Annotated in this window: 10 protein-coding genes and 1 pseudogene; 5 read left to right on the top strand and 6 right to left on the bottom strand. The window is 68.4% G+C overall.

What is annotated here, in order from left to right; genetic code table 11:
* On the top strand, positions 1-669 hold a 669-nt coding region (locus tag VGR06_RS08275; RefSeq protein ID WP_327558383.1), incomplete at its 5' end, for a polysaccharide biosynthesis protein.
* Entirely contained in the window at positions 669-1,751 is a 1,083-nt protein-coding gene (locus VGR06_RS08270) for an LCP family protein (protein WP_327558382.1), read from the top strand. The genes VGR06_RS08275 and VGR06_RS08270, both read left to right, overlap by 1 nt.
* Here the strand turns inward: VGR06_RS08270 and VGR06_RS08265 are convergent.
* The 3 genes and pseudogenes from VGR06_RS08265 to VGR06_RS08255 all read right to left on the bottom strand — a co-directional run.
* Entirely contained in the window at positions 1,715-3,121 is a 1,407-nt protein-coding gene (locus VGR06_RS08265; protein ID WP_327558381.1) for a Wzz/FepE/Etk N-terminal domain-containing protein, read from the bottom strand. The genes VGR06_RS08270 and VGR06_RS08265 overlap by 37 nt on opposite strands.
* A gap of 139 nt (positions 3,122-3,260) precedes the next feature.
* Positions 3,261-4,169, bottom strand: coding sequence for a response regulator transcription factor (locus VGR06_RS08260; protein ID WP_327558380.1), 909 nt, complete (start codon positions 4,167-4,169; stop codon positions 3,261-3,263).
* Positions 4,170-4,300: 131 nt separating this feature from the next.
* A pseudogene (locus VGR06_RS08255) lies at positions 4,301-5,413 on the bottom strand (ISAzo13 family transposase); the annotation flags it as partial.
* 290 nt (positions 5,414-5,703) lie between these two features.
* On the opposite strand from VGR06_RS08255, the gene VGR06_RS08250 reads away from it, so the two are divergent.
* Complete coding sequence (locus VGR06_RS08250) at positions 5,704-5,985, top strand: alpha/beta fold hydrolase (protein WP_327558379.1); 282 nt, start codon at positions 5,704-5,706, stop codon at positions 5,983-5,985.
* Between the two features lie 76 nt (positions 5,986-6,061).
* Here the strand turns inward: VGR06_RS08250 and VGR06_RS08245 are convergent, their stop codons facing one another.
* On the bottom strand, positions 6,062-6,544 hold the full coding sequence (locus VGR06_RS08245; protein ID WP_327558378.1) for a DUF417 family protein: 483 nt from the start codon (positions 6,542-6,544) through the stop codon (positions 6,062-6,064).
* Between the two features lie 20 nt (positions 6,545-6,564).
* On the bottom strand, positions 6,565-6,708 hold the full coding sequence (locus VGR06_RS08240; RefSeq protein ID WP_327558377.1) for a hypothetical protein: 144 nt from the start codon (positions 6,706-6,708) through the stop codon (positions 6,565-6,567).
* A gap of 253 nt (positions 6,709-6,961) precedes the next feature.
* Between VGR06_RS08240 and VGR06_RS08235 the strand changes: the two genes are divergently transcribed.
* Positions 6,962-7,870 (top strand): hypothetical protein, encoded by a 909-nt coding sequence (locus tag VGR06_RS08235; protein ID WP_327558376.1) that lies wholly within the window; start codon positions 6,962-6,964, stop codon positions 7,868-7,870.
* Here the strand turns inward: VGR06_RS08235 and VGR06_RS08230 are convergent, their stop codons facing one another.
* A complete protein-coding gene (locus VGR06_RS08230) occupies positions 7,871-8,434 on the bottom strand; it encodes a carboxymuconolactone decarboxylase family protein (RefSeq protein ID WP_327558375.1) in 564 nt (187 codons plus the stop codon).
* Here VGR06_RS08230 and VGR06_RS08225 point away from each other — a divergent pair.
* On the top strand, positions 8,433-8,801 hold a 369-nt coding region (locus tag VGR06_RS08225), incomplete at its 3' end, for a helix-turn-helix domain-containing protein (RefSeq protein ID WP_327558374.1). The genes VGR06_RS08230 and VGR06_RS08225 overlap by 2 nt on opposite strands.

The following is an 8,801-nucleotide window of genomic DNA, read 5'->3' as shown; positions in this document are numbered from 1 at the left end:
ATCTCCTCGGACAAGGTTGCGGATCCGATCTCGGTGCTCGGCGCGACCAAGAGGCTGGCCGAACTGATTGTTGGGGTGAACACCGGCGGACCGACGGTGTTCTCCGCGGTCCGGTTCGGCAACGTGCTCGGCAGCCGCGGTTCACTGCTGTCGGTACTCGCCGAGCAGTTGCGCTCCGGCTCGCCGGTGACGATCACACACCCGGACATCGCCCGGTACTTCATGACCATCGAGGAAGCCGTGGGACTGGTGCTGGAGGCAGCCAGAATGGCGCACGGGGGAGAGGTGTTCGTGCTGGACATGGGCGAGCCGGTGCGGATCGTCGACCTGGTCCACAAGTTCGCCGCGCAGGTGAACGTGGCGAGCCCGCGGATCCGGTTCACCGGCCTGCGCTCGGGTGAGAAGCTGAGCGAGACGTTGTTCTCCGAGCAGGAGAAATGTGTGTGCACGGCACACGAACGGATCTTCCTCACCACCCCGAAGGCGGTCCAGCCCAGGTGGCGCAGGCGCGGCCTGCGGCGGCGGCTGGCCCCGCTCTATGCCGCGGCCGAACACAACGACGACGCCGGGGTGCGGCGCCGGCTCGCCCGGTTGTTGCCCACCTTCCCGGCGATCGCCATACCAACCCTGCTGCCCATCCAGGCGGCACCCTACCCGGACGACTTCTGATGGAGACCGAGCCCGGCCGCGGCAGCGGAACCGTTGCGAAGAAAGGGAAGCCTCGCCCACGGTGGGGCCGCCGGCTGCTGGTGGCGGCCGTGGCGCTGCTGCTCGCGGTGCTCACCATCGGCGGCGGCGGCCTGTGGTGGTCGACGAGTCACTACGGCGGCCAGGTGACCAGGATCCCCGGCGCGTTCCCGGACAAACCCGATTCGGAGCGGCCGCCCAGGCCGGCCGAAACGGCGGCCTCGATGAACATCCTGCTGGCCGGCGTGGACTCCCGTTCCGACCTGCCGACAACGGGAACCGAGGGCAGGGCGCCGCCTTGGTCGCCGGGCGCCCAGCGGACCGATTCGCTGATGATGCTGCACCTGTCGGCCGACCGTCGCGTCGGCTACCTCGTCGCGCTGCCAAGGGACAGCTGGGTACCGATCCCCGGCCGCGGCTCAGCGAAGATCAACGCCGCGTACTCCTGGGGCGGGCCGCCGCTGCTGATCGACACCGTGGAGACGCTGACCCAGCTCCGCGTCGACCACTTCGCCGTGATCGACTGGGACGGGTTCATCGCGCTCACCGACAGTGTGGGCGGCGTCGACATCACGATCCCCGCCGACTCGTACGACCCGGCGCAGCGGCGAACCTGGAAGGCCGGCAGGTACACGATGGACGGTGTGCAGGCGCTGTCCTATGTCCGGCAACGGGAGGGCCTGCCGCGCGGTGACCTGGACCGGATCGCGCGGCAGCAGAACTTTCTGCGCGCGCTCATGGCCAAGGTTGTCGACAGTCTGACCCTGACCGAGCCCGCGCGGCTGAACAGGTTGCTCGACGCGATCACCAGCGCGATCAGTGTGGACGACCGGCTGTCCAACTCCGGACTGCGGGATCTGGCGTTCGGACTCCGGCAGCTGAGCGTGTCGAACGTGACGTTAGTGAGCGCCCCGGTGGCGCGGTTCGACCGGATAGACGGCCAGGACGTCGTGATTCTGGACCGGGAGAAGACCACGGCGCTGTGGCAGGCGGTCGGCACCGAGGACCTGCCGGAGTGGGTCCACCGTTACGGCATTGAGGTGGTCGGGTCGACTGTCCGGTAGCGCGCCGGAATCTCCTCCGTCTCGCCGTGATCGTGATCCGGACCGACCGGCCGACCGGTCGCGGCCGTGCTGACCCGCCGGCCGCGCCAGGATGCCGCCTCCCTGAGGACCGCGCCGAGGACGGTGACACCTGTCGTCGTGAGGTACCGGGCGGACTCGGCCAGCTCGTCGCCGCGGGTGATCTTCGCGTCGGCCACGAGCAGCGTCCGGCCCGCCACCCTGGCCAGCACGACCGCGTCGGACCGGGTCAGCAGCGGCGGCCCGGCGAAGATCACCACGTCGGCCCGCTGGCTCAGCAGGTCGAGCAACGCGGTCAAGCTATTCTTGCGCAGTATCTCTGACGGGTATGCGATGCCGTACCCGAGCACGGCCATCGGCAGCTCTCCGCGCCGGTGCAGCGCGAGGTCGAGTGGCACCCGCCCTTCGAGCACGTCCATCAGCCCGGGCTTGCGTGACGCCTCGGCAGACCTGGCCGGGCGTGGCGGTCCCGGGCTCGCATCGACCAGGATCACCCGTTCGCCGGCGTCGCCCAGGGCGGCCGCGAGGCCCTCGGCCACGGCGCTCACGCCGGCTTCGGAGGTCGGAGCCGTGACGAGCAGGGAGCGTAACGGCGCGTCGACCAGTTCGGCGTTGATCGCGAGCCGCCGGTAGGCCTCGACGACCGCCGTTGTGCGGTCGGGCTGTTCCGCGGGCAGTACGGCAAGGACGCCGAGCCCGGACATTCGCACGATGTCCTCCGCGTCGTGCACGCGGCGATCGGTGATCTCCCGAACGACCGCCAGGCCGAGCCCAATGGTCAGCCCGATCACCAGACCGAGTACGACGTCGAAGGACAACGACCGGGACACCTGTCGCGCCTCGAGCTTGGCCGGCTCGCTGACCCGGACCACAGGGAACTGGCCCCGGGGAGTCGTGGCCGACGTCTGATCCGGTGTCTCGAGAGCGGTGACGAACGTCGCGAGCACCGGTCCGAGATGGTCGGCGATGTCCTTGGCCCGCTGTGCGGACCGATCCTGCACGGTGATGTCGATGATCGCCGTGTCGGCCGGGTTGACGGCGGTGACCTCGGTCTGCAGAAAGGCCACGGTGTAGGGCAGCCGCAGGTCGTCGATGACGATGCCGAGCACGTGGTTTCCGGTGACGATGCCGACGTAGGACTTCGCGCGCTGCTGGGAGAGGAGTGAACCCTGGTAGGCCTGGCCGAAGTCCGCTCCGGGATCCGCTGCCGAGATGTAGATCTGTGTGCTCGCCGCGAAGCTCGGTGGCACCGCCTGCGCCATGGCGGCTCCGCCGAACGTGCCCAGCACCACGAACAGCAGGATGATCAGCCGGCGCCGGCGCAGCAACCGGAGATACGACCTCGCGTCCACGACGCTCCTTTCCGCGTGCGCGGCGGCGTCTGGGTTCGGCGGTGCGGGGACCGCGCCGGAGACAACGCTGTCAGGTGCCGACCGCCCGGGACAACCGACGTGATGTTGAGCCGGCCTACGTCTTTCGTCGTAGTCCGATTCAGCGGTGATGGCCGGTTCTCCGTGTCCCGGCGGCGATCGGGTCGTCCAGCCCCACCCGGTTGGCCAACGCCACGGCCTCGAGCCGGGAGTGGACTCCGAGCTTGTCGAGCATGTTCTGTACGTGGGTGCGTGCGGTGTTCGTGGTCATGCCGAGTCGGTGGGCGATTTCGGCCGTGCCGTCACCTTCGGTCAACCGGCGGAGGACCTCGCGTTCACGCTTGGTCAGCCATCGCATCGGTTGGTTCCTCTCCACTTCCCGGTGGTCACGCAGATGCCGCAGCGTCTCCTGCGCCAGATCCGGGTCGATGACGAACTCGCCGCGGGTCGCCCGGTCCAGGGCATCGTCGATCACCACGATGCCGTGCCGTTTGCTGAGGTAGCCGACCGCTCCGGCCTCGATCGCGGCGGCGACCACGCCAGGTCCGGTATCCGTTGCCAGGACGAGAACCTTGACCTGCGGCAGGCGCTCATGGATGCGATCGATCACGTCAATCGCGTCGCCGTCGGCGAGCAGCACGTCGAGCATGCAGATCTGCGGCTGGTTGATCAGCACCGCACGGAGCACCGCGCGGCGCGTGGTGGCGACGGCCGCGACCTGACGGCCGTGGCTGGCCAGCGCCAGCGACAACGCGTCGACGAACAGGCGGCTGCCGTCGCCGAGGACGAGACGCGGGACCGGCCGCCCGGGTGGGCTTCCCAGCGGCGGTGCGCCCGCTTCGGCGTCGCGGACCGTGGGAGCTGTCGGCGCGACGGTATCCGGTGGCAATGCCAGAGCAGTCATGTCGTCCCTCTGTGGCCCCGCCTCGGTCCCAACGCGGTGGCTTGTTGTCAATCGCTTGTGAATGACCGCGTGCGAGCAGCGGATCGCAACGTGGCCTGGACAATTACGTGACATCCAAGTGGCCAACGGCCGCCGATACCGGGAACTTCACTCACGATCACGGCGGGGTCCGGGCCGACACAAATGGACACGTTATAGTAACTCCGCCGACGCTCCGTCAGGGATCGCAGAGGATTAACTCGCTGGTTTGATTACGAGGGGTACACAGAGTAGTTCCAATCCCCGTGCCAGTCGTGGCCGGCGATCGCCAAGTGGGTCGGCTGGGTGTCGCTGGGCACGCTCCCCATGCCGTGGTCGGCGGTGTCAAGTCCGGTATGGACGGTGGGCCCGGTGCTGGCGATGGTCGCCGCGACACTGTCGACATTGACTTCGTGGCAGGTCAGCCGCCTGCCGAGCCAGCTCATTCTGATGTGGGAGAACAGCCGGTGCTCGATCTTGTTCCATTTGGACGTACCAGGCGGGAGGTGGCACACCGTGATGGTCATACCGGTCTCGTCGGCGAAGGCAGCCAGCTCGGTCTTCCAGGCGTGAGTGTGGTGGCTGGTGGAGTCGCCAGCGTGGGTGGTGATCAGTAGCCGGTTCGCCGCGGGGTGCGCGGTGGCCCCAACGTCGTTCCACCAGCGGCGGATGGACTCGACCGCCAAGCGTGCGGTGTGCTGGTCCGTGCCGACGTCGACCCAGCCGGCCTTCTCGGTGGACGCATGGCTCAACGCCGTCCCGGTTTCGTTGTCCGCGCCGACCAGCTCCTTCTTCGTGGTGTCAACGCCGATCACCGGATCGTCACCCGCGAAGTGGGCTTTGGCCTGCTCGTTGATGTAGCGGAACTGACCATCCCGGTCCGGGTGATGCCTGCCCTCGATGGTCTTCGCATTGGCTTTCAAGTTGAAGCCCTCCTTGCGCAGCAGGTCACCGACCGTGTCCGCGGATACGCGATGACCTTGGCGGGTCAGCTCCCCGGCCAGGTCGTGCGTGGACTTGGTGGTCCAGCGCATCGGCGACCTGGGATCGTCGCGCATGTCGGGCTTGATCAGCGCAAGCAGCACCGTTCGCAGTTCGGGATTGAGGTCGATGACGCGCTTACGGCCGCCGCCCGGCCGGCGCACGCGCCCCAGCGGAGCCTCACCCGAGTCAAGTTCACTCGCGCCCAGGGAGACGGTGGCCTCCCGAACGCCGGCGGCGCGAGCGACCAGCCTGATCCCACCGCGACCTATCGCCCGCGCTTCCGCACCCATCAGCAGGCGCCGCTGCCGCTCGTCCAGATGCGGAAAGATGGCCGCGAACTTCGCCGCCAGCGCTTCTGTCGCACTCACATCACAAGAAACGAGCACCAGACCAGCAAGCAACGGGTTAATCTTCTGCGAGTTGCCGTTTCGCTGAGGAATGATGAGAGGGCGCCACCGATTCAACGGATCATGACGAACCTTGATATTACGATTCGGTCACGGTTGGTCTTTTCTTCGCGCGACGATGGTTTTGGCGGCGTGACCTCATTGTGGGGCCCGCCACGTGATCCGCCGCCCGCCGCGGGCCCACCTCCGCCACCAGGCCCGTCGGCGCGACCACCGGAGCGCGGTACGAAAAGGCCGAGTGCCGCCGGCAGTTGATCTGGCTGAATTGGGAAAGCCGCGACAAGTCGATCTCCGTCACGGCATTCCGCAACCAGCTCAAGGCCGTCCACACCTGGGGACGTCAGCGGCCTGCCGACCTGACCGTCATCCGCCATCCCGTCCTGGTCGCCAACGGCGACCAGGACCGGATGGTGCCGAGCGGCAATTCCGCCGACCTGGCCCGACGCCTGCCGAACGCCCGGCTCAAGCTCTACCCCGATGCGGGCACGGCGGCATCTTCCAGTACCACGCGGAATTCGTCGGCGAAGCGCTGAAGTTCCTCGGGTCGTGACGTCAGGCTCGTCCCCGCACGTGGTGTCCGATCGGTGACAGGCCGGACGGGGCCGTCGGTCAAGGTGTCTCGGTGGCCTGCTGCCGGCGTCTGGTCTGGCTGAGCAGGACCAGCGCCGCGCAGATGAGCACGATGTTCTTCAGGACGAACTCGCCGTTTCCGGTGAGGAGCAAGGGGTTGCCCGCGCTCATCACCTGGGAGGGCGCCTGGATGAACACCAGGAACGTGCCGGCCAGGTGCGCGGCGACGGCGACGAGTGCCACCCGCCGCGGCCGGCCGGCGAGCAGGGCCAGGCCGAGAACGATCTCGATCCAGCCCAGGACCGGCAGCAGGACGCCCTGGTCGAACCAGGGCAGGGTGGCGTGCACGAGGCCGGCGACGGGTGAGTCACCGACCACCTTGAGCGCGCCGAACCACCCGAACACCAGGCCGAGCGAGATCCGCAGGGCGGGCAGGGCCACCCGCGCCAGCAGCCGCTCGGCGTTGGTCCACAAGGTTTCCGGTCTGACGGTCTCCACTTTGGACAGTTGATGGATTGACATTTCTCCCCCTGGAATCGTGCTCAGTCCCCGAGCGGGTTGAGCGGGTCGGACTTGCCCTCGAAGGCGAACAGCAGCGGCTGACGCGTCGTCGGGTTGCCGTCCTGGTCGAACTCGAGGACTCCTTCGCCCATGACGAAGAAGCTCTCCACCCCATGTTTCTTCACTGTGCTCCCCCTTGACCGCCTTCCGGACAAATGCCGGACAAGGCACTTGCCCCCCACTGGTGCCTTCACCTGAAAAGAGCACCCCGGCGTACGCCAAATACCACAACGCCCCTTCTCTTTTCTTTGCGAAAGCGAAACCAGCTGCGGCCGGAGCGGGTTGATCACGTTTCGGACACCGCATCGCGGCGTCCCGGGGTTGACCGCTGCGGCACGATGGCACACGCGGAGGCTGATCGAACTGGGAGGAGCTCCGATGCGAAAGATCTTTGCGGTGCCGGTGGTGGTGCTGAGCCTCGGGTTGGGCCTGGTCGCGCCGGCGGCCGCGGCACCGACCCGGGTGATCGTGCTTCCGGGGGCCACGTCGGCCGAGGCGATCACGGCCGCCGGGGGCGGCACGTTCTACGCCGCGGACGTGTTGGGGGGCGACATCTACCGCGGCGACGTCCGGCGGGGCACGGCGGAGTTGTTCATCGACGTGCCGGCCGGCTTCCAGACCGTCGGGATGGACCTGGATGCGCGCCATGGTCTGCTGTTCGTCGCCGGTGGACCGGTGTTCGCCGGTGGGCAGGGCAAGGCGTACGTCTACAGCACCCGCACGCGGGCCCTGGTCGCCAGCTACGACCTCGGCAACCCGCGGACCTCGCTCATCAACGACGTGACACTGACCCCGGACGGGGCCTGGTTCACCGATTCGCTGCAGCCGAGGCTGTACTTCGTGCCGGTCATCCATGGCGTTCCGGGGCCGGTGCGCACGCTGGAGCTGAGTGGACCGGCGGCGGGCCCGCTCGGCGACTTCTTCATCAACGACATCACGTCCACCCCGTCCGGGCGCACGCTGCTCGTCGCACCCGTTACCGGACAGCTGTGCACGATCAACCCGGTCACCGGGGAAAGCGCGGTGGTCGACAAGGTTGACGTGGCCGGTGCCGACGGCCTCGTGCTCGAGGGCCGGCGGCTCTGGGCGGTGCACTTCAACAACCGGATCACCCGGTGGCGGTTGAGCGACGACCTGAGCCGGGGGTGGCCGGACGGGGAGATCACCGACCCGAACTTCGCGGCGCCGTTGGCCGCGGCCAAGTTCGGCAACCGGCTCGCCGTGGTGAACTCCCACCTCGACACCGGGACGAGCCCCACGTACGAGGTGGTCGTGGTCGACGCCTGATCACGGCGGTGGAAAGCGCGCGGCCCAGGGCTCCAGGGGCACGCCCGCGACGTTGATCACGTAGGAGATGGTGCGGTACCAGCCCGCGGTGATCACCAGCTCGAGGATCTGGTCGGGCGCGAAGTGTGCGGAGAGCGCCGCGAACAGGCCGTCGTCGATCCCGCCGGTGGCGTGCAGGGAGTCGGCCAGGCGGAACACGAGCGCCTCCGGCTCCGTCCAGGCGGGGTCGCCGGCGCTGCCGTGGACGGTCGAGCGGAGTTGCGCGTCGGTCAGGCCCAGCGGCGTGCCGAACGTGACGGCGTGGACGCCCCACTCGTACTCGGCCCCGCAGAGCGCGCAGGTGCGGTGGATCATCACCTCGCGCAGCCGGGGCTCGACCCGGCCGTGCCCCAGGATGCCGGCGCCCAGCGGCAACATCCGCGAGAACAGCGCGTCGTGCACGCCGAACGTGCGGAACAACGCCAGCGGCTCGACCGCCGTGTTCGGCGGCATCCATTTCTCCAGCACCGTCCTGATGTGCGGTTCGTACGGCGGTTCCAGGGGCGGGATGCGGGGAGCGGCCATGGGCTACCCTTCTGCTTCGGTAAACGAAGCGCCGACGCTATCGCTTCGAAAACAGAAGCGCAAGGAGGACCCGATCGCCGGCATCCCCCGTCCCGGCCGCCCGGTCCGCGGCTCCCGAACCGGCAAGCCGATCATGGCGCTGCTCGACCTGCTCGGCCGCCGCTGGGCGCTGCGCATCATCTGGGAGCTCCGCGACGGCCCGCTGACCTTCCGCGACCTCCAATCCCGCTGCGACGGCATGTCCTCCTCCGTCCTCAACCAGCGCCTCGCCGAGCTGCGCGCCGCCTGGATCATCGAGCAGGACGGAACCGGATACCGCCTCACCGCGGAAGGCGGGAAACTGCTCGCCGCCTACCCGGCTTTTCAA

The organism is Actinophytocola sp., assembly GCF_036002505.1.
GTDB lineage: Bacteria > Actinomycetota > Actinomycetes > Mycobacteriales > Pseudonocardiaceae > DASYTH01.
This window is presented reverse-complemented; position numbering and strand designations above follow the sequence as displayed.